The 26,403-nt window shown below is 39.6% G+C and carries 11 protein-coding genes; 9 read left to right on the forward strand and 2 right to left on the reverse strand.

The features are described 5' to 3' along the window. Positions 1-152 precede the first annotated feature (152 nt). Both VEHSUH06_RS07950 and VEHSUH06_RS10800 read right to left on the reverse strand, forming a co-directional pair. Entirely contained in the window at positions 153-572 is a 420-nt protein-coding gene (locus VEHSUH06_RS07950) for a type II toxin-antitoxin system death-on-curing family toxin (protein WP_105098444.1), read from the reverse strand. Continuing rightward, positions 569-730 (reverse strand): hypothetical protein, encoded by a 162-nt coding sequence (locus VEHSUH06_RS10800; protein WP_199179776.1) that lies wholly within the window; start codon positions 728-730, stop codon positions 569-571. Before VEHSUH06_RS10800 ends, VEHSUH06_RS07950 begins: the two co-directional genes overlap by 4 nt. Before the next feature lie 339 nt (positions 731-1,069). Here VEHSUH06_RS10800 and VEHSUH06_RS07955 point away from each other — a divergent pair, with 339 nt between their 5' ends. The 9 genes from VEHSUH06_RS07955 to VEHSUH06_RS07995 form a co-directional block, all read left to right on the forward strand. Then, entirely contained in the window at positions 1,070-3,223 is a 2,154-nt protein-coding gene (locus VEHSUH06_RS07955) for an ATP-dependent Clp protease ATP-binding subunit (RefSeq protein ID WP_105098445.1), read from the forward strand. 849 nt (positions 3,224-4,072) lie between these two features. Then, on the forward strand, positions 4,073-14,797 hold the full coding sequence (locus VEHSUH06_RS07960) for an ESPR-type extended signal peptide-containing protein (RefSeq protein ID WP_158251720.1): 10,725 nt from the start codon (positions 4,073-4,075) through the stop codon (positions 14,795-14,797). 215 nt (positions 14,798-15,012) lie between these two features. Then, positions 15,013-15,786 carry a LamB/YcsF family protein gene (locus VEHSUH06_RS07965; protein WP_105081516.1) on the forward strand — a complete coding sequence of 258 codons (774 nt, stop codon included), beginning with the start codon at positions 15,013-15,015 and terminating at the stop codon, positions 15,784-15,786. A 37-nt stretch (positions 15,787-15,823) separates the two neighbouring features. Continuing rightward, a complete protein-coding gene (locus tag VEHSUH06_RS07970) occupies positions 15,824-17,020 on the forward strand; it encodes an NRAMP family divalent metal transporter (RefSeq protein WP_105098447.1) in 1,197 nt (398 codons plus the stop codon). A gap of 74 nt (positions 17,021-17,094) precedes the next feature. Beyond that, the gene (pxpB, locus tag VEHSUH06_RS07975; protein WP_105098448.1) at positions 17,095-17,838 is read left to right on the forward strand and encodes a 5-oxoprolinase subunit PxpB; all 744 of its coding nucleotides are present in this window, start codon (positions 17,095-17,097) and stop codon (positions 17,836-17,838) included. Beyond that, complete coding sequence (locus VEHSUH06_RS07980; RefSeq protein WP_105098453.1) at positions 17,825-18,850, forward strand: biotin-dependent carboxyltransferase family protein; 1,026 nt, start codon at positions 17,825-17,827, stop codon at positions 18,848-18,850. Before pxpB ends, VEHSUH06_RS07980 begins: the two co-directional genes overlap by 14 nt. Positions 18,851-19,080: 230 nt before the next feature. Next, the gene (locus VEHSUH06_RS07985) at positions 19,081-20,970 is read left to right on the forward strand and encodes a YadA-like family protein (protein ID WP_105098454.1); all 1,890 of its coding nucleotides are present in this window, start codon (positions 19,081-19,083) and stop codon (positions 20,968-20,970) included. A 416-nt stretch (positions 20,971-21,386) separates the two neighbouring features. Beyond that, positions 21,387-22,505 (forward strand): DUF2827 family protein, encoded by a 1,119-nt coding sequence (locus VEHSUH06_RS07990; protein WP_105098449.1) that lies wholly within the window; start codon positions 21,387-21,389, stop codon positions 22,503-22,505. A 1-nt stretch (position 22,506) separates the two neighbouring features. After that, a partial coding sequence (locus VEHSUH06_RS07995; RefSeq protein ID WP_105098450.1) for an ESPR-type extended signal peptide-containing protein occupies positions 22,507-26,403 on the forward strand: 3,897 nt, incomplete at its 3' end.

Genomic DNA, 26,403 nt, shown 5'->3' on the forward strand with positions numbered 1-26,403 from the left:
AATTATATATGCTATCATTAGTGTGTCAATGTCGATTAACAGCGTGGTTGAGCGATTTTAGTACGGCCTTCTAAGCCGTGGGTCGGGGGTTCGAATCCCTCCTGGATCACCAAATAAAAAAGCGGATAGCTCGTAATGAGCTATCTGCTTTTTTATTTATGCGAGAGCGATAATTGCTCTATTTCAATTGTATTATGTTGTAGCCATTTTGATAATTCTGTATTATGCATTTTTCCTGCAGCTACATCAATAATTAATTTTTCCACTTCTTGTTGTGTAGCGGTAATATCATATCCATTACTGATTAAATACACATACATACTGTGGAGTGCAGTTCGTTTATTACCGTCTGTAAAGGGATGATTATTGGCGATACCATAACATAATTGTGCTGCTTTATCATAGATAGATGGATATAAGTCGTTTCCCATAAAGGTTTGAAATGGAGTATTTACAGCTGACGCTAAAAGATTTTCGTCTCGTATGCCGGAGGAGAGAATAAAGGTTTCCTCTAGTTGAATATGGAGTTCATAGATATCTTGTACCGTAAACTGAATGTCAGCTGTACTCATTTGTTCTCCAATGCTTTATATAGTTCATAATTACGCTTTAATACTTGTAGTGAGATGTCTTTTATCTTCTTATTTAGTTCTTTGTTAGTATTGCTGGTTAGGATGGGGGATTCGTGGTTTGTTTGGTTATTGGCAATTTTTGGATCTTTTGGCATCATAGATTGAACTCCTTTACTGTATTTTGATTTTTATATTTACTATATATTCGACTTTTATATCTATTATATAGGTAATAAATTAATATAAACAATACGATTTATAACAAATACTCAAAAGTTCAAATTTTATGATCTTCTATAAAGCCAGTATTTATCTATATTTTTGCCTTCAAAATATATTGTTCAAATAAAAAGTCAAAAAATAATCAAAAATTTTCTTTTTGACTTATTGACTTTTTGACTTTATCGGGTTATTATTATGTCACAGGGTTAAGAAACCCAGTAAAAATAGTATTAGTCAAATAGTTAAACTCAATGATGTATGAGGGGGTAATATATATGAACAACAACTTTAATAATTTTGGTAATGAATTTAGCAGCATGAATGATTTGTTTAATCAATTGATGGGTAACATGGGTGGTTATTCCACAGAAAACCGTCGTTATAAAATTAATGGTCGTGAAGTGACTCCAGAAGAGTTTGCTTTCTATCGTCAAACTGGTCGTTTACCTTCTAATGAAGAAATGCAAGCTGCTCAAGCTGCACAACAAGGTAAAATGAAACAAGATGGTATCCTTGCCAAGTTAGGTACAAACTTAACTCAACAAGCTCGTGACGGCAAACTCGATCCTGTAATTGGTCGTAATAAAGAAATTCAAGAAACAGCAGAAATCTTAGCACGTCGTACTAAAAATAATCCAGTACTCGTAGGTGATGCTGGTGTAGGTAAAACTGCTGTAGTAGAAGGCTTGGCACAAGCTATTGTAAATGGCGATGTACCAGCTGCTATTAAAAATAAAGAAATCATCTCCATCGATATTTCTGGCTTAGAAGCAGGCACTCAATACCGTGGTTCTTTCGAAGAAAACATTCAAAACCTTATTAAAGAGGTAAAAGCCGCTGGCAATATCATCTTGTTCTTCGACGAAATCCACCAAATCTTAGGTGCTGGTTCCACTGGTGATGGTCAAGGATCCAAAGGTTTAGCAGATATCTTGAAACCTGCGCTTTCTCGTGGTGAATTATCCGTAATCGGTGCTACAACACAAGATGAATACCGTAATACAATTATGAAAAATGCTGCATTGGCTCGTCGTTTCAATGAAGTAAAAGTAAACGCACCATCTGCAGAGGATACTTTCAAAATCTTGCAAGGTATTCGTCCATTATACGAAGCGCATCATAATATTGAATTACCTGATGCTGTGTTGAAAGCAGCGGTAGATTATTCCGTACAATACATTCCTCAACGCAGTTTGCCAGATAAAGCAATCGACTTGATCGACGTAACTGCAGCGCACTTGGCATCTCAACATCCTGTAACAGATATTAAAACATTAGAAGCAGACATTGCGGATGCAAAAGCAAAACAAGAGGAATATGCGCAAAAAGAAGATTATGAATCCGCTATCAACGAAAAAATGCGTATTCAAAAATTACAAGCAGAGCTTGATAACCATACAGAAAATCAAAAAGTAGTAGCTCAAGTGAACGATGTAGCAGAAGCTGTTGAAAGAATGACAGGTATCCCTGTATCTCAAATGGGTGCATCTGATATTGAACGCTTGAAAGATATGAAATCTCGTTTGGAAGCACATGTAATCGGCCAAGATAAAGCTGTTGAGGCTGTATCTCGAGCAATCCGTCGTAACCGTGCAGGCTTTGACGAAGGTAACCGTCCAATTGGTAGCTTCTTATTCGTAGGTCCTACTGGTGTAGGGAAAACTGAATTGGCTAAACAATTGGCTATCGACATGTTCGGTAATAAAGATGCTATCATCCGCCTCGACATGTCCGAGTATAGCGATCGCACAGCTGTATCCAAATTGATTGGTGCTACAGCAGGTTATGTTGGTTATGAAGATAACTCCAACACATTGACTGAACGCGTTCGTCGTAATCCATATTCCATCGTTCTTTTCGATGAAATCGAAAAAGCAGATCCTCAAGTTATTACATTGCTTTTACAAGTATTGGATGACGGTCGCTTAACAGATGGTCAAGGTAATACAGTAAACTTCAAAAACACTGTTATCATTGCTACATCTAATGCAGGCTTTGGCTTTGGTGCGGATGCTCAAGATGAAAGTAAAACTGACATCATGGAACGTATTGCACCATACTTCCGCCCAGAATTCTTGAACCGCTTTAACGCTGTTATTGAATTCAATCACTTAAGTAAAGAGAATTTGAAAAAAATTGTAGACTTAATGTTGGCTCAAGTAAACAAAACATTGGCTAAGAAAGGTATTACGTTAGATGTAACTGAAGCAGCTAAAGACTTATTGATGGAACAAGGCTATGACAAAGCTATGGGCGCTCGTCCATTACGCCGCGTTGTAGAAACTGAAATCCGCGATAATGTTACTGACTTCTACTTAGATAACATCGATGTAAAGCACCTACTTGCTGATGTAAAAGATGGTCACATTGTCATTACGGAAAAAGTAGATTCTGATGATAGTAAAGATCAAGGTGAGACTGACAAATAAAGCGTAGAACCATACGTGTCAGACTAATCATTTGACAAATAAGCACGCTAATACTTAAAACGGGTATCGATCATAGTATCGATACCCGTTTTTGCATACCTAGCTATATATGTACTTTATATAGGAGTATGTATAAATGTTTATGACACAATTGGAATCTGCCGTCGCTGGCATAATCACCAAAGAAATGACAATCATAATCTTAACTTAGATTTGTTTCATCTATTAATATGAAAAATCGTAATAATAAAGTTGTAAAATTTATTGTATGATGTTTTTATATTTTCTTGATGAACCATATTTTATACTCAATAAATATAGAAATACACTCCTATGAGTTTGTATTATTATTTATTTAATATACAAAAAAGACTTTTTATGTAATATAAAATGTCTTTTTTTTTACACCTAGATTTAAGTAAAGTGCTGTTAAGTTCTCTTAAATATAAAAAGTATATCGTATTGGTTTGTAAAAGTTAAAAAATGATAAATTATAAAGATAAGATGAACCGATAAATGAGAATATAAAGCAAAAATAAAATAACAGAATAAAGATAATTAGAGTAATGGTGAATTAAAATACATAATTACTTGTGTAAAAACACATTGATAATAATAAAATATTAATAAAATGGTGGTTTTGTAAAGCGTCAAAATCTCTTGGAAGATGAATAAAAATTTTTATAATCATAAAAAGTAGTTGAGAGTAAAAGAGATAACATGATAGAATTATGAAGTCAGGTTCAAAAATATGATACTTAATATTGAGGAAATTGTCATAAAGATGAAAGTATATAATACTGAGAAAAATCATGTATTTGAGAGTGTTAAATATTAAAGGAGATTATGATGAATAAGATCTTTAAGGTTATTTGGTCTAAAAGTAAACAATGTTATGTAGTCGTATCAGAAATTGCTAAAAATACAACAGGGAAAAAGAAAATTATTGTAGCGAGTATTTTGGCTACTTTAGCGATGCAAACAGTTAGCATTACAAATGTACAAGCTATCAATGATACGGGTACGGGTACACAAGGGTCAGTAGCGATAGGCTATGGTAGCCAAGCAAAAGGTACTACCGTTGGTGGCGTGGTTAACCCATCTGTTGCAGTAGGTACTGGATCTTATGCTGAGGGAAATTCGGCACTTGCACTAGGCACTAGATCTTGGGCTAAGGGTTCATATAATGTGTCCGTGGGGCGTGAAGCAACTTCAAGCCAAGACTATGGGATTGCCATTGGCTATCAAGCTAATGTCTCGGCAATTCATGGAATGGCGTTAGGCGAACGAGCAGCTGCCTCAGGTCAAATAGCTGTAGCTGTTGGTGCTAATGCTAAAGCTACAGGGGCTAACTCCTTTGCGGGAGGATTTAACTCTGAATCTGGTGGGACTAGTTCTGTGGCCTTAGGCGAGTCCGCTACATCTAGTGGAGATACTTCTGTCGCAATAGGTAAAAATACTGTTGCAAGTAGTGGCGATGCGGTATCTATAGGTACATCATCTCAAGCAACTGGTGGTGATGCGGTGTCTATAGGTTCATCATCGCAAGCCACTGGTGGAGATTCCATTGCATTAGGTAAAAGTGCAAAAGCGAAAAATGGTGATACAATTGCCATTGGGCAAGACGCAGAAGCTAGTTTACTTAATGCTGTAGCATTAGGTAAAACAAGTAAGGCTACAGGGGCATCTGCAACAGCATTAGGTCCACAAAGTACAGCTTCAGCTACATTTGCTACTGCTATTGGTATGAGCTCCGTTGCGAGCCAAGAGTATGCAATAGCAATTGGTGGCGGTTCAGAAGCTACTGTAGAAAGAGGTGTTGCATTAGGTACATATTCTAAAGCAGATACGGCTTCGGGTGTAGCTGGATATAATGCTAATGCAAATCGTACAAATAAATATGCTGGGTTAACAGGAAATACGTTGACAAGTACTTGGGGTGCTGTTTCTGTTGGCGATGGTACTAATACACGTCAAATGACAGGTCTTGCAGCTGGTACAAAGGATACAGATGCTGTTAACGTAGCTCAACTTAAGAGTGTTAATCTAGCTTTTACTGGCGATAACAGTTCCAGTGGCGATGTTAATTTAGCAAATAGTAAGCTAGCTGTTACTGGTGATACAACATATATAACAACAACTGCAGCGAACCAAGGTATAACTGTTAAGGGCGTCAAAAAAGATATTACCGTTTCAAACGGTACTGCAAGTGCAAGTGTTGGTATGGCTGATGCTAAAAATGTAGCAGAAGCAATCAATCAAGCCAATGCGGATCAAAAAATTACTTACAAAGCTAATGGTGGTACTGCTAATAGTGTTAAATTATCCGATGGACTTAATTTTTCTGATGGCACATCCACAGTAGTTACAGTAGGAACTAATGGCCAAGTTACTTATGATTTAAATGCAGCGACTAAAAAATCTATCAATGATTCTGAAGCAGCTGTAAAACGTACTATTTCATTAGGTGCGGATAGTGGTACTCGTTCTAGTCAATCATTAAATAATAACAATGTAGATTTTAATGTTAAGGGCTCTAGTGGATCTTATATTACTACTTCTATGGCTGGTAATACGGTTAATATTAATACTACAAAAGGTACCATCCAAAGTGATGCATCAGGAACGGCATCTCTATCTGGTGCTGATGGATTGGCAACGGCTCAAAATGTAGCAACTGCTATTAATAAGGCTAAAGAAGGTTCTGCATGGAATTTAGCAGTTAATACAGGGGCAGCTCAAAAGGTTGCTGGTGGTACTAATGTTACGTTGCAAAATGGTAAGAATATTGCATTGACACAAACAGGTACAACAATTACTGTGGGCACGACTAGTCAGCTTACAGCCGATTCTGTAACAGTAGGTTCTGGTACTAATCAGATTGTTTTAAATGGTACTACTGGTGAGGTTTCTGGTAAAAGTATTAAAACTGGAAATAGTACTTTAGATACTAGTGGATTAACAATTTCAGGTGGTCCATCTGTAACATCTACTGGTATTAATGCTGGTAATAAAGTTATTTCTGGCGTGAGTCAAGGTGTAGGCGGTACTGATGCTGTTAATAAAAGCCAAATGGATGCAGCGATTAAAACTGTAGCGGATTCTACTAGTGAATTAGGGAAAAACACAATTACATTAGCAGCTCAATCTGGTTCTACTACTGGTCAAGCCTTAAACTCCGCGACTGGTATTAGGTTTAATATTAATGGTGAAAGTGGTAGCGATGCTTTGATTAGTACATCAGCTAGTGGCGCAAATGTATCTGTAGCATCCACACAAAAACTTAAAGATGCTGTTACTCAAGCGGCAAATGCAGCTAATAAAGATCTATCTAATTTATCTACAGCTGGTGAAACTCATATTAAAGATCTTGCTAAAACTGCGGCAACATGGAATGTGTCTACTAATGGTAGTAATAATACTGCTGTAGCAGGTGGGGAAACTGTAAACTTCATTAATGGTGATAATGTAGCTATTACAAATACAGGCCGCAATATTACTATTAGTACTGCGAAAAATGTATCCTTCGATAAAGTAACACTTGGTGGTATTACTATCGATAAAACAAACGGTATTAATGCTGGCGGTAAAGAAATTAAAGGCATTGCCGATGCAACTGCTGCAGATTCTGCTGTAAGCAAAAGTCAAATGGAGACCGCTATTGCGAATGCACAAACAGCAGCAAGCTCTACTGAAAAAGTAGTGGCAAAAACATTAACTGGTGATAACAACTTAGCCACTGTAACAGGCCAAACTGGTACCGCTAAGAATGAAACTTATGAAGTAGCCGTATCTGAAAATGCTGTGAAAGCCGTGGCGGTTAATGCTGCACAAGATGCTGTTAAGGTGGCTGGAACTGGCTTAGCAACAGTATCTGATGCTACTGCAGCGGGTGTAAAAACATACACTGTCAATGTAGAAGAAGGTAAACTAGTTCTTGATGATACAACTGGTAACATCGGTGCTGCTGGATCGACACAAGGTACTACAGCAGGTAAAGATGGCGTAGCCACAACACAAAATGTAGCGAAAGCGATTAATGATGCTGTCACAAAAGCAAATGCTAATAATGCACAAGCACTAGCTGATGCAGAACACAAGTTTGATGGTGATACAGGCACAACCTCTGTTCGTAAACATGGTGAAGTATTATCTGTTAAAGGTGGTGTGACTACACCAGCTGACTTAACAACTGGTAATATTGGCGTTGTATCTGATGGCGCTGGTACATTAAATGTTAAATTGGCTAAAGCCTTAACAGGTTTAACATCTGCTACTTACACTGACGGTGCAGGTAATACACAAACTGTAACAGGTGCCTCCTCTACCATTACTGATGGAGCAGGCAATACAACAGCGCTTACAAAAGGCGGTTTATCTACAACAGATGGTACGAATACAACAACAGTAACACCAAATGGTATGACTGCTACTGATGGTACAAATACTGTTAAGGTAGAAGGTACTGGTATTGATGCAGGTAACACAGAAATTAAGAATGTAGCAGCTGGCACAACAAACACATCTGCTGTTAATAAAAAGCAAATGGAAGATGCTGTTAAAGCTGGTGGTACTTGGAAGGTTACAACTAATACAGGTGCTACAACAGAGGTAACTGGTGGGGATACTGTAGACTTCATTAATGGCGATAATATTGCCATTACCAATACAGGTCGCAATATTACGATTGGTACTGCTAAAACCGTATCTTTCGATAAAGTAACAGTTGGTGGTATTACTATCGATAAAACAGATGGTATTAATGCCGGTGGTAAAGAAATTAAAGGCATTGCCGATGCAACCGCTGCAGATTCTGCAGTAAGCAAAGGTCAAATGGATACAGCTATTGCTAATGCACAAACAGCAGCAACTTCTACTGAAAAAGTAGTAGCTAAAACATTGACTGGCGATAACAACTTAGCAACGGTAACAGGCCAAACTGGTACCGCTAAGAATGAAACCTATGAAGTAGCCGTATCTGAAAATGCTGTGAAAGCGGTAGCAGTCAATGCTGCCCAAGATGCCGTTAAGGTTGCTGGAACTGGTTTAGCAACAGTATCTGATGCTACTGCAGGCGGTGTAAAAACATATACTGTCAATGTAGAAGAAGGCAAGCTAGTTCTTGATGATGCCACTGGTAACGTAGGTGCTGCAGGATCTACACAAGGTACTACAGCCGGTAAAGATGGCGTAGCGACCACACAAAATGTAGCGAAAGCGATTAACGAAGCTGTTACAAAAGCAAATACTAATAATGCACAAGCATTAGCTGATGCAGAACACAAGTTTGATGGTGATACAGGCACAACCTCTGTTCGTAAACACGGTGAAGTATTATCTATTAAAGGTGGAGTAACAACACCAGCTGACTTAACAACTGGTAATATTGGCGTTGTATCCGATGGTGCTGGTACGTTGAATGTTAGATTGGCCAAAGTATTAACTGGTTTAACATCTGCTACGTACACCGATGCTGCAGGTAACACAACGACTGTGACAGGTGGTTCTACTACAATTGCTGATGCAGCGGGTAATACGCAAACATTGGCACCAACAAAATCTGAAATTAAAGATAACGCTGGTGTATCCACTGTGACTACAAAAGATGGTGTTACTACAACAGATGCTGCAGGTAATACCACAGCACTTACTAAAGGTGGCTTATCTACTAAAGATGGTACCAATACTACAATAGTAGCACCTACTGGCGTTACTGCTACGGATGGTACACATACTGTTAAGGTAGAAGGCTCTGGTATTGATGCAGGTAACACAGAAATTAAGAATGTAGCAGCTGGCACAACCAATACATCTGCTGTTAATAAAAAGCAAATGGATGATGCTATTACTAAAGCCACAGGTGATGCAACTCACGAGTTCGGCGGTGATGATACTACTGTTGTGAGCCGTAAACATGGTGAACAACTTAACATTAAAGGTGGTGCATCTACAACTGCAGCGGATCTTACAGACGGCAACATTGCTGTATTAGGTGATGCGACAACAGGTACATTAAACCTTAAATTGGCTAAAGCCTTAACCGGTTTAACATCTGCTACGTACACAGATGCAGCCGGTAACACAACAACTGTAACTGGTGGTACTACTACGATTGCTGATGCAGCGGGTAATACACAAACATTGGCACCAACGAAATCTGAAATTAAAGATAACGCTGGTGTATCCACTGTGACTACAAAAGACGGTGTGACTGCTAAGGATGCTGCAGGCAATACAACAGCACTTACAAAAGGCGGCTTATCTACAACTGATGGTACGAATATAACAATGGTAACACCAAATGGTTTGACTGCTACCGATGGTACAAATACTGTTAAGGTAGAAGGCTCCGGTATTGATGCAGGCAACACAGAAATTAAAAATGTAGCAGCTGGCACAACCAATACATCTGCTGTTAATAAAAAGCAAATGGAAGATGCTGTTAAAGCTGGTGGTACTTGGAAGATTACGACAAATACAGGTGCCACAACAGAGGTAACTGGTGGCGATACTGTAGACTTCATTAATGGTGATAATATTGCCATTACAAATACAGGCCGCAATATTACTATTGGTACTGCTAAAACTGTATCCTTCGATAAAGTAACAGTTGGTGGTATTACTATCGATAAAACAGATGGTATTAATGCAGGCGGTAAAGAGCTTAAAGGTATCGCCGATGCAACTGCTGCAGATTCTGCTGTAAGCAAAGGGCAAATGGATACAGCTATTGCGAATGCGCAAACAGCAGCAACCTCTACTGAAAAAGTAGTGGCTAAAACATTGACTGGCGATAACAACTTAGCAACGGTAACAGGTCAAACTGGTACTGCTAAGAATGAAACTTATGAAGTAGCCGTATCTGAAAATGCTGTGAAAGCCGTGGCGGTTAATGCCGCACAAGATGCCGTTAAGGTTGCTGGAACTGGCTTAGCAACCGTATCTGATGCTACTGCAGCCGGTGTAAAAACATACACTGTCAATGTAGAAGAAGGTAAACTAGTTCTTGATGATACAACTGGTAACGTAGGTGCTGCTGGATCTACACAAGGTACTACAGCCGGTAAAGATGGCGTAGCCACAACACAAAATGTAGCGAAAGTGATTAATGATGCTGTCACAAAAGCAAATGCTAATAATGCACAAGCATTAGCTGATGCAGAACACAAGTTTGATGGTGATACAGGCACAACCTCTGTTCGTAAACATGGTGAAGTATTATCTGTTAAAGGTGGTGTGACTACACTAGCTGACTTAACGACTGGTAATATTGGTGTCGTATCTGATGGCGCTGGTACATTAAATGTTAAATTGGCAAAAGCCTTAACTGGTTTAACTTCTGCTACGTACACAGATGCAGCAGGTAACACAACGACTGTGACTGGTGGTACTACTACGATTGCTGATGCAGCGGGTAATACACAAACATTGGCACCAACGAAGTCTGAAATTAAAGATAACGCGGGTGTATCCACTGTAACTACAAAAGACGGTGTGACTGCAAAGGATGCCGCAGGCCATACAACGGCATTGACAAATGGTGGCGTAAACACTACTGATGCCGCAGGCAATACAACAGCGTTAACAAACGGTGGTGTAAGCACTACTGATGGTGCAGGTAATACGACAGCACTTACAAAAGGTGGTTTATCTACAACAGATGGCACTAACACTACAACGGTAACACCAAATGGTATGACTGCCACAGATGGTACCAATACTGTTAAGGTAGAAGGTTCTGGTATTGATGCAGGTAACACAGAAATTAAAAATGTAGCAGCTGGTACAACCAATACATCTGCTGTAAATAAAAAGCAAATGGATGATGCTATCAGTAAAGCTACAGGCGATGCAACGCATGAGTTCGTTGGTGATGATACTACTGTTGTGAGCCGTAAACATGGCGAACAACTTAACATTAAAGGTGGTGCATCTACAGCTGCAGCAGATCTTACAGACGGTAACATTGCTGTATTAGGTGATGCGACAACAGGTACATTAAACCTTAAATTGGCAAAAGCCTTAACCGGTTTAACATCTGCTACGTACACAGATGCAGCAGGTAACACAACGACTGTGACTGGTGGTAGTACTACGATTGCTGATGCAGCGGGTAATACACAAACATTGGCACCAACGAAGTCTGAAATTAAAGACAACGCGGGTGTATCCACTGTGACTACAAAAGACGGTGTGACTGCAAAGGATGCCGCAGGCAATACAACGGCGTTGACAAATGGTGGCGTAAACACTACTGATGGTGCAGGTAATACGACAGCACTTACTAAAGGTGGCTTATCTACAACCGATGGTACGAATACAACAACGGTAACACCAAATGGTATGACTGCTACGGATGGTACGAATACTGTTAAGGTAGAAGGTACAGGTATTGATGCAGGTAACACAGAAATTAAGAATGTAGCAGCCGGCACAACAAATACATCTGCTGTTAATAAAAAGCAAATGGATGATGCTATTACTAAAGCTACAGGTGATGCAACTCACGAGTTCGGCGGTGATGATACTACTGTTGTGAGCCGTAAACATGGTGAACAACTTAACATTAAAGGTGGTGCATCCACAACAGCAGCGGATCTTACAGACGGTAACATTGCTGTATTAGGTGATGCGACAACAGGTACATTAAACCTTAAGTTGGCAAAAGTGTTAACCGGTTTAACATCTGCTACGTACACAGATGCAGCAGGTAACACAACGACTGTAACTGGTGGCTCCACTACGATTGCTGATGCAGCGGGTAATACGCAAACATTGGCACCAACGAAATCTGAAATTAAAGACAACACTGGTGTATCCACTGTGACTACAAAAGACGGTATGACGGCTAAGGATGCTGCAGGCAATACAACGGCGTTGACAAATGGTGGTGTAAGCACTACTGATGGTGCAGGTAATACGACAGCACTTACAAAAGGTGGTTTATCTACAACAGATGGCACTAACACTACAACGGTAACACCAAATGGTATGACTGCCACAGATGGTACCAATACTGTTAAGGTAGAAGGTTCTGGTATTGATGCAGGCAACACAGAAATTAAGAATGTAGCAGCTGGCACAACCAATACATCTGCTGTTAATAAAAAGCAAATGGATGATGCTATTAGTAAAGCCACAGGCGATGCAACGCACGAGTTCGCTGGTGATGATACTACTGTTGTGAGCCGTAAACATGGTGAACAACTTAACATTAAAGGTGGAGCATCTACAGTAGTAGCGGATCTTACAGACGGTAACATTGCTGTATTAGGTGATGCTACAACAGGTACATTAAACCTTAAATTGGCAAAAGCGTTAACAGGTTTAACATCTGCTACGTACACCGATGTAGCGGGTAACACAACGACTGTGACTGGGGGCTCTACTACGATTGCTGATGCAGCGGGTAATTCACAAACATTGGCACCAACGAAATCTGAAATTAAAGACAACGCGGGTGTATCCACTGTAACTACGAAAGACGGTGTGACTGCAACCGATGCCGCAGGCAATACAACGGCATTGACAAATGGCGGTGTGAGCACTACTGATGGCGCAGGTAATACAACAGCACTTACAAAAGGCGGATTATCTACAACCGATGGTACGAATACAACAACGGTAACACCAAAGGGGATGACTGCTACCGATGGCACAAATACTGTTAAGGTAGAAGGCTCTGGTATTGATGCAGGCAACACAGAAATTAAAAATGTAGCAGCTGGCACAACAAACACATCTGCTGTTAATAAAAAGCAAATGGATGATGCTATTAGTAAAGCTACAAGTGATGCAACTCACGAATTCGCTGGTGATACTGGTAACACGTCTGTACGTAAGCACGGAGAAGTATTATCTATTAAAGGTGGCGTAACTGATACTACTAAACTATCAGATAATAATATTGGTGTTGTATCTGATGGTGCTGGTACATTAAATGTTAAATTAGCTAAAGATTTAGTTGGTTTAAACTCTGCTACGTACACAGATGCAGCAGGTAATACAACGACTGTGACTGGTGGTACAACTACGATTTCTGATGCAGCGGGTAATACACAAACATTGGCACCAACGAAGTCTGAAATTAAAGATAGTACTGGTGTATCCACTGTGACTACAAAAGACGGTGTGACTGCAAAGGATGCTGCTGGCAATACAACAGCATTGACAAATAGTGGTGTGAGCACTACTGATGGTGCAGGCAATACGACAGCTCTTACTAAAGGTGGTCTATCTACAACCGATGGAACGAATACAACAACGGTAACACCAAATGGTTTGACTGCTACGGATGGCACAAATACTGTTAAAGTGAATGGCTCTGGTATTGATGCAGGTAACACGGAAATTAAAAATGTAGCCGATGGTACTACAGCGCATTCTGCTGTTAATAAAAATCAGTTAGATACGGCTGTTAATAGATTACAAAATGCTACAGATAATATTTCCTTGAATATTGCAGGCAATAATGGAACTGGTAATATAAAACTTAAAGACCAAGTGCTTCATATCGATGGTACAAATGGCCTTACTACAAAGGCGAATGGTCAGTCTGTAACAGTGGGCCTAGATGATGCTACGATGAGTACGATTAATAATACGGCAGCTTTAGCAAATAATGCGGCTAAAAAGGATTTGAGTAATATTGATCAAGCTGGTAAAGAAGTGATTAAGAATACGGCTGCTTGGCATGTGAAAGTAAATAGTATGGCACCAGAAACAGTAAAAGGTGGAGATACTGTTACTTTCAATGATGGTCATAATATAACAATTACTAATACTGGTAAGGATATTACAGTAGCCACTAAGAAAGAAGTAACTTTTGATAAAGTGTCTGTTGGCGGTATTACAATTGATAAACAAGCAGATCATATTTCTGGCGTCTCCTCGATTACTGGTAGTGGTTCTGGTGCACCAACTATGACCTTTAATGCGGCAAATGGATCTACTCCTAGCAGTGTATCAATGGATAGCAATTTGGATATGGGTGGTAAACAAATTAATAATGTGGCAGCAGCTACGCGTCCTACTGATGCTGTTAATAAGCAACAAGTTGATCAAGCGATGAAGAGTCTTGCTGGCATGGCAGATAGTGCTGCTAAAAAGTATGCTAGTAAGGCAGGTGCTAATGCGGCTGCATTGGCTGCGTTGAAACCAATTCAATATGATCCATTAGCGCCAACACAAATTATGGCTGGTATTGGTAATTATAAATCTCAAACAGCTGTGGCTATTGGCGTAGCGCATTATGCTAATGAAGATACTATGTTTAATATTGGTGCTTCTTTAGATAGTCAAGATGCAATGCTTAATGCAGGTGTGACTCATAAATTTGGTTCCAGTGCTGAAAGAAAAGATATTCCTGATCGCTATAAGGGTGGTCCTATTAGTTCTATTTATGTAATGCAAGATGAAGTATCTGCATTAAAAGCACAAAATAGTGAAATGCAAGCGATGTTAGACAAACAGTCTTCTGAAAATGCAGCTATTATTGCAGAAAACAAAATACTACGTGAGCAAAATGAAGAAATGCAACGTAAAGTTGATTTGATACTTTCTAAATTACAATAAATAGTTTCTCATCTCTATGAGTCGCAGAAGAGCTCAATCTACATAATGTGGATTGAGCTCTTTTTGTGTATATTTCTTTAACATACAATTATAAGAAAATTTTCTAGGTATGATAAAAATCATTGGTAAAGCATCTAAAAATTTAGTATAATCATATCAATATTTATGAATTCTATAGAATTTAAAAGTTTCATGAAGCGGAGAGGAGAGTGTGTATGTCACATTATATAGATTTAAACAGCGATTTAGGTGAAAGCTTTGGCAATTATACATTAGGCATGGATAGTGAAGTCTTAAATCACGTTACCAGTGCTAATGTCGCCTGTGGTTGGCATGCTGGAGATCCTCTTATTATGGATGCAACAGTACGCATGTGTAAGGAGAAGGGCGTAGCCGTAGGTGCACATCCTGGCTATCCTGATTTGATGGGCTTTGGACGCCGTGCCATGGCGGTAAATCCTGGTGAAGCAAAAGCGTATATGATATATCAGTTAGGTGCTTTACAAGCCTTTTGTGATAGTTATGGTGTTACATTACAGCATATGAAGTTACATGGCGCTTTTTATAATACAGCCTGTGTAACACCTGCGTTGGCTGATGCAGTGCTAGATGGATTACAAGCGGTGAATCCTAACATTGCAGCTATGGTCTTGAGTGGTAGTTATATTGCTAAAGAGGCGGAGCGCCGAGGTATCCCTGTGATTCAAGAGGTCTTTGCAGATCGTGGTTATACCGATGAAGGGACGCTCGTACCTCGTACTGAGCCTGGTGCTTTTATCAAAGATCCTCAAGAGGCTCTTGAACGAGTTCTTATGATGGTCAAAGAAGGTAAAGTAGTAACCAATACGGGTAATACCATAGATATTGTGGCAGACTCTATCTGTGTTCATGGTGATAATCCAGAAGCAATTGCTTTCACAAAGTATATTCGTGAAGGCCTTGCAAAAGCGGGTGTAACGGTCGCTAATTTCCAAGACCGGAAAAAATAAGTATTGTATATAGTATTAGTTCTATGTGGAGGTTCTTATGAAACCAATTACAGGTAAAGCTAGTTTCTCTGTCCTGTTAGGGGCAGCATTCTTGATGGCCACGTCCTCTATTGGACCGGGCTTTATGTTACAAACAGCGGCGTTTACAAATGAGCTGAAAGCAGATTTTGCATTTGCCATTGTTGTATCCGTTATTTTTTCTATTATTGCACAGCTTAATGTATGGACTATCATTGGCGTATCCCAAATGCGCGGTCAAGATATTGCAAATAAAGTATTGCCAGGCCTAGGTTATTTTGTGGCATTTTTGATTTCCCTTGGGGGCCTAGCTTTCAATATTGGCAATATCGGTGGTGCATCAATGGGTCTCAATATTATTTTTGGTGTTGATACGACTACAGGGGCGGCCATTAGCGGTATTTTAGGTATTTTACTATTTACGTCTAAGAAAATGGGCGGTGTATTAGATAATACGGCAAAAGTTCTGGGCACAGTTATGCTTGTTCTCATCGGTTACGTAGCCTTTTCTACGAATCCACCTGTTGCTGAGGCTGCTACTCACGCCGTTGTTCCTACTAATTATCCTTGGCTTGCAACGATTACCCTCATCGGCGGTACAGTAGGTGGTTATATTACCTTCTCCGGTGGTCACCGTCTTATCGATGCTGGTATTACAGGTCAAGAGCACTTGAAAGATGTACGTCGTGCAGCGATTATGGGGATGTCTGTAGATGCCTTAGTTCGTGTGTTATTATTCTTAGCAGTTCTTGGTGTTGTATCCATGGGCTTTGCACTTGACCCTAAAGATCCAGCGGGCTCTGCATTCCTTCTAGGTGCTGGTGAAGTTGGTCATAAATTATTTGGTATCGTATTCTTCTGTGCGGCTCTAACCTCTGTAGTAGGGGCTGCCTACACATCTGTTTCCTTCTTGAAAACACTATTTAAAGTAGTAGAAAAAAATGAAAAGTTAACTATTATGGCCTTCATCTTTATTTCTACTTGTATCTTAATCTTTATCGGCAAACCAGCATCTCTATTGATTTTGGCAGGTTCTGTGAATGGTTTAATTTTGCCTGTTACATTGGCGGTTATGCTCTTTGCAACACATAAATCTGAAATCGTAGGGGCATACAAACACAATAAACTGTTATATTACACAGGTTGGATTGTAGTGCTTGTAACAGCTTACATTGGTGTAACATCTTTGAAAGGCATTGCGAAACTTCTAGGTTAATTTAATATTCGTGAAAGCACCATTATGTTCTCTTCGAATGTAATGGTCCTTTCAGGTTATACAGGGAGGTACATATGAAGCCTACAATTTCACCTGTAGGTGATCGGGCTATCTCTATTGATTTTGGTCAAGTAATCGATCCAACAATTAATCGCCATATTCGACAAACTATAGAGCGAATTAAAGAGCTTCAGCTCGAAGGAATTATTGAACTAGTTCCTACATACTGTGCATTGCTGGTAGAATATGATGCAATGCTATATTCTTATTCTGAAATTTGTAACATTATTGAGCCCACATTAGAAAAAGGTATGACTGATACGACAAATGAACTGGTCACAGTTGTTGAAGTACCCACCGTATATGGTGGCGAATTTGGTCCCGACCTTAGCTTTGTAGCATCTCATAATCACTTAAGCGAGGATGAAGTCATATCTATTCATAGTGGAACTGATTATTTAGTATATATGCTAGGCTTTATTCCTGGCTTTACCTATTTAGGTGGCATGGATCCACGTATAGCGACGCCTCGTTTATCTTCGCCGAGAACTTTGATTCCAGCCGGCTCTGTAGGAATTGCAGGGGAACAGACTGGTACCTATCCATCTGATTCTCCAGGAGGCTGGCAAATCATTGGTCGCACGCCAGTGACCATGTATGATATGTCAAAGGCACAAGCCGCATTATTAAAAGCAGGTGATTATGTGCGTTATGTACCTATTGATGAAAGTGAATTCCATCGCATCAAAGCGTTAGGTACTGATTATGTCCCTGTTATACGTGAAGTAGAGGTAGGTGATTTACGTGGCGTTAAATAAGTTTGAAAATGCAGTCATCCACGTAGATGCACCAGGTATGTATACGACTATACAAGATATAGGCCGCGTGGGGTACCAACAATATGGTATGCCTGTTGCGGGGCCTATGGATAGTGAAAGCTATCTATTGGGGCAGGCATTAGTAGGTAATACTGAACCTGTAGGGGCCTTAGAGTGTACCGTACTACCACCTACATTAACTGTAAAAGGTACATGTATTGTTGCTTTTACAGGGGCGGATATGCAATCTACTATCAACAATGTAGTAGTGCCTAGATATATTCCCTTTGTGTGTCACGAAGGTGATGTTATATCTGGTGGATTTAGCCAATGTGGGGTGCGCATGTATATTGCGTTCTCCGGTGGTATCGATGTGCCTGAAATTAATGGCAGTGTCTCTACTCATACAAAAGCAAAAATAGGTGGACTAGAAGGCAGACAATTAAAAGCTGGTGATGAGTTTGGTATTAAATCTCTCACTAGAGAAGCTGTACATGTATGTGACTATTACGGTGAAGGTCATAACTTGTTTAATACGGTGTTATACAATCGTGGAGGACGGGAATATCATGAACCGTTGCGAGTAGTCCTTGGAGAGCAAGCTAAGCACTTTACAGAGAACGGGATTAAAACCTTTGGCAGTAAAATCTATACATTGACTGTACAATGTGATCGTATGGGCTTCCGTTTAGATGGCCCAATCATAGAGCATGTAGATAGTGCAGATATTATTTCTGACGGTGCCGTATTTGGATCTATTCAAGTTCCGTCCGATGGGAACCCAATTGTCCTTATGGCGGATCGTCAAACAACGGGAGGTTATACAAAAATTGGTACAATTATTACGGCGGATTTACCTCGTTTAAGTCAATTGCCTGTAGGTGATGGCATCCACTTTGATATTGTATCCATAGAAGAAGCACAAGACATATATCGAACCTATATGAAACGATTACATAAGCGTATGCAATTGGCATACGAACAAAGTACATATGTGTTTAAGGTAAATTAATAATAGATATATTTTAATTATCTAAAATAGTAAAAAGCTATCTTATAGAAGTTAAATTCTATGAGATAGCTTTTTCTTTATGAAAATAGGATGAAAAATACATTGAAAAGATGAAAGTTAGATGATATAATATCGACGAATATCGAAATAAAAAATCATGAGAGGGATTTTAAACGTATATTAATTAATACTTAATGTAGATATGATAGAGAGGTAAAAAAGAGATTAGTATGAATACGATTTTTAAAGTAGTTTGGTCTGCGTCCAAACAATGCTACGTAGTAGCATCTGAATTAGCTACTAATACTAGTGGTAAAAAGAAAATTATGGTGGCTACCGTGTTAGCTGCGTTAGCGATGGGAAGCTCCTTACAAGTGGGGGCAGAAACAACAGTTACGGCAGATCAGGTTAATGCTGTACATATTAAGGCTGATACTATTAAAGTTGAGCATGGCGGTATTTTAACTGAAATCGGTGGTGATGTAATTAATATTTCCTCTGGGCATGATTTGGATTCTTGGGTAACTCAATTACAAGCCGGAATGATAGGTATACGTAATGGTGATTCAAGATTTATGGTTGCAGAAGGTGGCGCTGAAATTACTGATTTAGAGCATAAAAATGCTGCAGGAATGATGCCAAAAGGCTTTGGTATTTTTGGTGAAAATGATAACGAAATGCAGTTTACCTTAGATAAAGTAGATGTAGGTGGCAATAAAATCGAAAATGTTGCTGAAGGTATTGCGGATACAGATGCAGTAAATCTTAAGCAACTTAAATCTTATGTAAATGCCACTGACAAAGATACACACTCTACTGTTACTGCTGGTAAAAATATTAAGGTCAATACAAGCACTAACAGTGATAACACAAATAACTATGAAGTTGAATTAGAAAAAGACTTAACTGGCGTAAATAGTATTTCATTAGAAGATCGTATTGGGCATAAAACTATCAAGATTAATGGCAATGATGGTTCTATCAAAGCTGGAAATCTGGATGTAAATAATATTGAAGCAAGATCCATTACATTTGATGGTGAGGATATTGTAACAAAACTTGACCGTAATGAATTGAGTATGATTGCAAATGATATTAGTGGTATTCCTTGGAAAACCATTCTAAACCCAGGGTTGATTGCGGTAGAAACCAGTGAAACGAACACTTATATTTCTAGACATGGGTTCAATATTAGCGATGTAGATGAAACGTCTGAGACACTTATTGAACCTAAAGGTCTTACATTAGCTAATAAAGACGGAAAAGTTCTTGAATTTAATTTGGATAAAATTAGTGCTGGTAGCATGAAGATTCAAGATGTTGCTGAAGGTACTGCAGATACAGATGCTGTTAATGTAAAACAGTTGAAAGACTCCATCTCTAATATTAGTAACGTAGCTGTTGATGCGGCTGGTATTAAATTAGGTTATAAAGCAGATGGTGTTAATGCTCAAACGACAAGTTTGAAAGATGGTTTGAACTTTAAATCTGGTGAGTTAACAACTGCTACTGTTGGTGAAAATGGTGAAGTGACGTACAATGTTAAAACGTCTATCTTGGTGGTTGATGCTAACGGTAAGGTTACAGGTGAAAGTGGCATAGCTACATCAGATAATGTAGCTACTGTCATTAACCAAGTAGTACAACAAAATACTAGCGATACGAAGGAATTAAAACAAGCCATTAGTAGTGTATCCTCTGAAACACAACGAGTTGGTGCTCATGCAGCGGCTATGGCGGCGTTAAAACCAATTCAATATGATCCTTTGGAACCAACACAAGTGATGGCAGGTGTAGGTAACTATCGTGGTGAAACTGCAGCAGCACTTGGTCTAGCACATTATACTAACGAAAATACAATGTTGAATGTTGGTGTTACTCTTGGTAGTACACATAATATGGTTAATGCAGGGATAACACATAAATTTGGATATAGTCCAGAAAAGAAAAATATCCCGGAACGCTATAAAGGTGGTCCTATTAGCTCCATTTATGTGATGCAAGATGAAATGACACGAATGCAAGCCAAGAATGATGCTCAACAACTTGAAATCGAGCAACAACGAGCTGAGATTGAATCATTGAAAGCTATGGTCTCTCAATTATTAGTAAAAAATTAACATCTGTAAAAAAATTGAAATAGATAAAAGATGTGATTTACATGAAGTACTATATAATTGATTTTATTAGCGAATAAAAGTTAAGAATATTCAAGTAAATACAATAAAATATACAGAATATAAAAGCTGTAATATATGATGGAAACATCATGTATTACAGCTTTCTTCATATTACCTATATATTAAAGAACCTAATAAAAACCATCCATCTAAATAGATAAAAATGAATATTTTATATACTATCACTTAAAAATATAAAAAAAGTATATCTTGTTTGTAGTATCTTTATAAAAACATCGAAAATGGTCGAAATGGAATTGATTATTATATTATTTATTTGATAGAATGGGTTGTATGAAATTTTGATGAGGGAAACTTCAAAAGATTGAGAAGGAGGGATTACGATTAATATAGGGATTACCTTTTTTTGGGGTAAATCATATAATCACATCTGGTCTAATGGGGCCGGACAGAACATGTACTTCTTAAAACAGTGCCTCGAACAAATTGACGGCGTAGATTCCGTTTACTTTGTGTATTGGCGAAATGATAAGAAGTCATTGTCTGATAATATGCGATTAGATTTGATGGATATCGATATTTATGACAGCGATGAAGTCATCGATAAAACTGATGTTTTGATTGAGGGAACATTAACATTAGAACCACAAATCGAAGCAGAATATCGTAAACGTGGTGCTAAAATCGTGTCCTACCGTATGGGTAATGATTTTATTGCCGACATGGAAAAGATGGTTCACGATAAACCTGGTGCCCGTGCTTTCAACGGTACGAAATATGATGCAGTGTGGATGATTCCACAGCATATGAATACGAACCGTTGCTATTTAGAGATTATGTCAAAAGCTCCCGTATATGAGGCCCCTCATTTATGGGATCCATTGTTTCTAGACCACATGACTCAATCCATTGAAGAACCATATAGATTTGGTTATGAACGTGGCCATATGAAAGCTAATGGTGCTCGCATCTCTGTATTGGAACCGAATATATCGGTACTAAAAAACTGTATGATCCCAATTTTGATTGGTGAAGAAGCGTATCGAAACCATCCAGAATTGGTGAAACATATATATTTATGTAATACCTATGACATCAAAGATAATGATGCCATTTTTAATTTTATCGGCTTTACATCAGGGGTTAAGGATAACATTATGACCGTTGAAACGCGTCATATTACGCCGCAGTTCCTTGCAAAATATACGGATATTGTGCTTTCCTTTCAATGGGAAAATGCATTGAACTATGTATATTACGAGGCACTATATGGTGGATATCCATTAGTACACAACTCACCAATGTTAAAAGCGCATCATGTAGGTTTCTACTACGATGGGTTTGATGCCTATGACGGTGAACGTCAATTGATCAATGCTATTAAATCCTATGATGATGATTTTGAAAGCCATAAAAAATGGAATGATAAGCTCATTGATTCGGTATCGCCATTCAATAAAGAAAATATACTTAAATATCAAATATTGTTAGAAAAGTTAGGAGTAAAAGGTTAGTATGAATAAGATTTTTAAGGTTATTTGGTCCAAATCTAAACAGTGCTACGTAGTAGTATCTGAAATGGCTAAAAATACAACGGGTAAAAAGAAAATCGTTGTAGCTGGTATTTTGGCATCTTTAATGATGCAGCCATTGGCAACTATGGATGTTGATGCAAATGCATCGTTTGGTTTCTCAAATAAAAAAGGTTCTGTTTCTATTAATGGTCATTCTACTAGCAATGCAAGTGCTACTGAAGAAAATGCGATTGCTATCGGACAAAACTCAAATGCATCTGGTAGAGGTGGTATTTCTTTAGGTAACGATACCGCAGCTACTTGGAATGCATTTGCAGCTGGTTGGAATGCGAAGGCTACTGGGAAAGGTGCTATTGCATTAGGTCAAGCTACAGCTAACAGTGAAAGTGCAATTGCTCTTGGTACAGATACATCTGCTACTGCCAATAGTGCTACTGCAATTGGTAATGGAGCAAATGCAAGCAAATCTGATGCAATTGCTGTTGGTACAAGTGCAGCTGCTTCTGAAAGTAGTGCTATTGCAATCGGTAAAAGCTCACAAGCAGTTAAGAATAAATCTATTGCTATAGGTGAAAGTGCGACTGCTAATGATACGTCAAGCATTGCAATTGGTGCTGGTAATACCGCTACTGGTTGGGGCGCAACAGCAGTAGGTAAAAATGTTCAAGTTACAAGAGAAAGATCTACTGGTCTGGGCTGGGACTTAACTGTTGATCAATCCGGCTCTACTTTAGTAGGTTATAATTCTCAAGTACATGCTAACCAAGGTACAGGTCTTGGTTCTACTATTAACATCACAAGTGCTGCACAATACGGTACAGGTATTGGCTATCAAGTAGATGTATCTGGTAAAAATGCGGTAGCTATTGGTTCCAGCGGTGATCTTGGTACTCATACCACTGCTAGTGCTACGGATGCTGTATCTATTGGTACAGCTACAGTGGCTTCTGGTGAAGCAGCTACAGCGATTGGTAAAAAAGCAGCTGCATCTGAAAGCTCCGCAACAGCTATTGGTAATGGTGCAACTGCAAGTAAAGAAAATACGATAGCATTAGGTACAAGTGCAACAGCATCCAAAACAAGTGCAACAGCCATTGGTAATGGTGCTAATGCAACTGATTCCTTCACTGTGGCAATTGGTAATAATGCATCTGCTGGAAATACTAGTGCTATAGCAATTGGTAACGGTGCTAATGTTACTGGTTATGCATCTGTAGCCATTGGTAACTCCACTAATGCAACAGGTGGTACAAGCGTAGTTATTGGTGACGGTGCTTCTTCTACTCAGGCATTGGGTACCGCATTAGGTAGAGGTGCAACAGTAACTCATCAAGATAGTGTTGCATTAGGAGCTTCTTCTGCTACTGCTGCACCAGTGAATACAAGTACAATGACTATTGCTGGTAAAAGCTATACATTAGCAGGTGGTACTGCTAGTGGTACTGTTTCCATTGGTTCTTCTACTAAAAAACGTACTATAACAAACTTAGCAGCTGGTACTGTGTCTGCTACATCTACAGATGCAGTTAACGGATCTCAATTACATGCTGTGGTTCAAGCGGCTGAAAGTACAGCTACTGCACTTACAAGTGTATCTACAGCAGTTACAAGTGTATCCACAGCACTTACAAGTGTATCTACAGCAGCGAGCTCTGCCCTCGTAAAAGCAACTAGTGCAGAATCTAAAGCTGTTGCAGCAGCTGCTACAGCTAACGCTACATCTAGTGCACTTACAAGCGTATCTACAGCGGCGAGCTCCGCCCTCGTAAAAGCAACTAGTGCTGAGTCCAAAGCTGATGCAGCGGTTACAACGGCAAACTCTACAGCTGCGGGTTATAATGCAGCTAAAGCAGCGATCTCTAGCTCTGCAGCAGCAGCAGAAGCAGCAGCAACAAAAGCTGTATCTTCTGCATCTGTAGCAAGCACAGCTGCATCCAATGCAAAAGTAAGCGAAACTAATGCTGCTTCCTCTGCTACAGTTGCTTCTACTGCGGCTACAACAGCATCTACAGCTGCAACAAAAGCAGCATCCTCTGCAACAGCAGCATCTACATCTGCATCTAACTCTGAAAGCTCTGCAGTTCGTGCTGAAGCAGCAGCTAATAAGGCTGCATCTTCTGCGACTGCAGCCGATAAATCTGCTCAATCTTCCGCAAGCTCTGCTACAAAAGCGGCTGACTCTGCTACAGCAGCAGATAAATCTGCACAATCCTCTGCAAGTTCTGCTACAAAGGCAGCATCTTCTGCAACTGTAGCATCTACATCTGCATCTAATGCAAAAGTAAGCGAAGATAATGCAGCAGCATCTGCAACAGCAGCATCTAAATCTGCACAATCCTCTGCAAGTTCTGCAACATTAGCAGCAAGCTCTGCCACAGTAGCATCTACATCTGCATCCAATGCAAAGGTAAGTGAAGATAATGCGGCAGCATCTGCTACAGCAGCGGCTAAATCTGCACAATCTTCTGCAAGCTCTGCTACAAAGGCAGCTGACTCTGCAACAGCAGCTGATAAATCTGCTCAATCCTCTGCAAGCTCTGCAACATTAGCTGCAAGCTCTGCTACAGTAGCAAGTACATCTGCATCCAATGCAAAAGTAAGTGAAGACAATGCAGCTGCATCTGCTACGGCAGCATCTAAATCTGCACAATCCTCTGCAAGTTCCGCAACATTAGCGGCATCTTCTGCAACAGTAGCATCTACATCTGCATCTAATGCAAAAGTAAGCGAAGATAATGCGGCAGCATCTGCTACAGCAGCAGCAAACTCTGCACAATCCTCTGCAAGCTCTGCTACAAAAGCAGCTGACTCTGCAACAGCAGCCGATAAATCTGCTCAATCTTCCGCAAGTTCCGCAACATTAGCAGCAAGCTCTGCTACAGTAGCAAGTACATCTGCATCTAATGCAAAAGTAAGCGAAGATAACGCAGCAGCTAGTGCAACCGCAGCAGCAAATTCTGCACAATCCTCTGCAAGTTCTGCTACAAAAGCAGCTGACTCTGCAACAGCAGCTGATAAATCTGCTCAATCCTCTGCAAGTTCCGCAACATTAGCTGGATCCTCTGCAACAGTAGCAAGTACATCTGCATCTAACGCAAAGGTGAGTGAAGATAATGCAGCAGCATCTGCTATAGCAGCAGCAAACTCTGCACAATCCTCTGCAAGCTCTGCTACAAAAGCAGCTGACTCTGCAACAGCAGCCGATAAATCTGCACAATCTTCAGCAAGTTCCGCAACATTAGCAGCAAGCTCTGCAACAGTAGCAAGTACATCTGCATCTAACGCAAAAGTAAGCGAAGATAATGCAGCTGCATCTGCTACAGCAGCAGCAAATTCTGCACAATCCTCTGCAAGTTCTGCTACAAAAGCAGCTGACTCTGCAACAGCAGCTGATAAATCTGCTCAATCCTCTGCAAGCTCTGCAACATTAGCTGCAAGCTCTGCGACAGTAGCAAGTACATCTGCATCCAATGCAAAAGTAAGTGAAGACAATGCAGCTGCATCTGCTACGGCAGCATCTAAATCTGCACAATCCTCTGCAAGCTCTGCAACATTAGCGGCATCTTCTGCAACAGTAGCATCTACATCTGCATCCAATGCAAAAGTAAGCGAAGATAATGCGGCAGCATCTGCTACAGCAGCGGCAAACTCTGCACAATCCTCTGCAAGCTCTGCAACATTAGCTGCAAGCTCTGCAACAGTAGCATCTACATCTGCATCTAACGCAAAAGTAAGTGAAGATAATGCAGCAGCATCTGCGACGGCAGCTGCAAATTCTGCACAATCCTCTGCAAGCTCTGCAACATTAGCTGGATCCTCTGCAACAGCAGCATCTACATCTGCATCTAATGCTAAAGTAAGTGAAGACAATGCAGCA

This window comes from Veillonella sp. S13053-19 (genome assembly GCF_002959835.1).
In the GTDB taxonomy this organism is placed as follows: domain Bacteria; phylum Bacillota; class Negativicutes; order Veillonellales; family Veillonellaceae; genus Veillonella; species Veillonella rogosae.

Coding starts and splice junctions, on each gene's coding strand:
- VEHSUH06_RS07970 (WP_105098447.1), top strand. CDS start 15,824: ATGAAACCAATTACAGGTAAAGCTAGTTTCTCTGTCCTGTTAGGGGCA.
- pxpB (WP_105098448.1), top strand. CDS start 17,095: ATGAAGCCTACAATTTCACCTGTAGGTGATCGGGCTATCTCTATTGAT.
- VEHSUH06_RS10800 (WP_199179776.1), bottom strand. CDS start 730: ATGATGCCAAAAGATCCAAAAATTGCCAATAACCAAACAAACCACGAA.
- VEHSUH06_RS07950 (WP_105098444.1), bottom strand. CDS start 572: ATGAGTACAGCTGACATTCAGTTTACGGTACAAGATATCTATGAACTC.
- VEHSUH06_RS07955 (WP_105098445.1), top strand. CDS start 1,070: ATGAACAACAACTTTAATAATTTTGGTAATGAATTTAGCAGCATGAAT.
- VEHSUH06_RS07965 (WP_105081516.1), top strand. CDS start 15,013: ATGTCACATTATATAGATTTAAACAGCGATTTAGGTGAAAGCTTTGGC.
- VEHSUH06_RS07985 (WP_105098454.1), top strand. CDS start 19,081: ATGAATACGATTTTTAAAGTAGTTTGGTCTGCGTCCAAACAATGCTAC.
- VEHSUH06_RS07960 (WP_158251720.1), top strand. CDS start 4,073: ATGAATAAGATCTTTAAGGTTATTTGGTCTAAAAGTAAACAATGTTAT.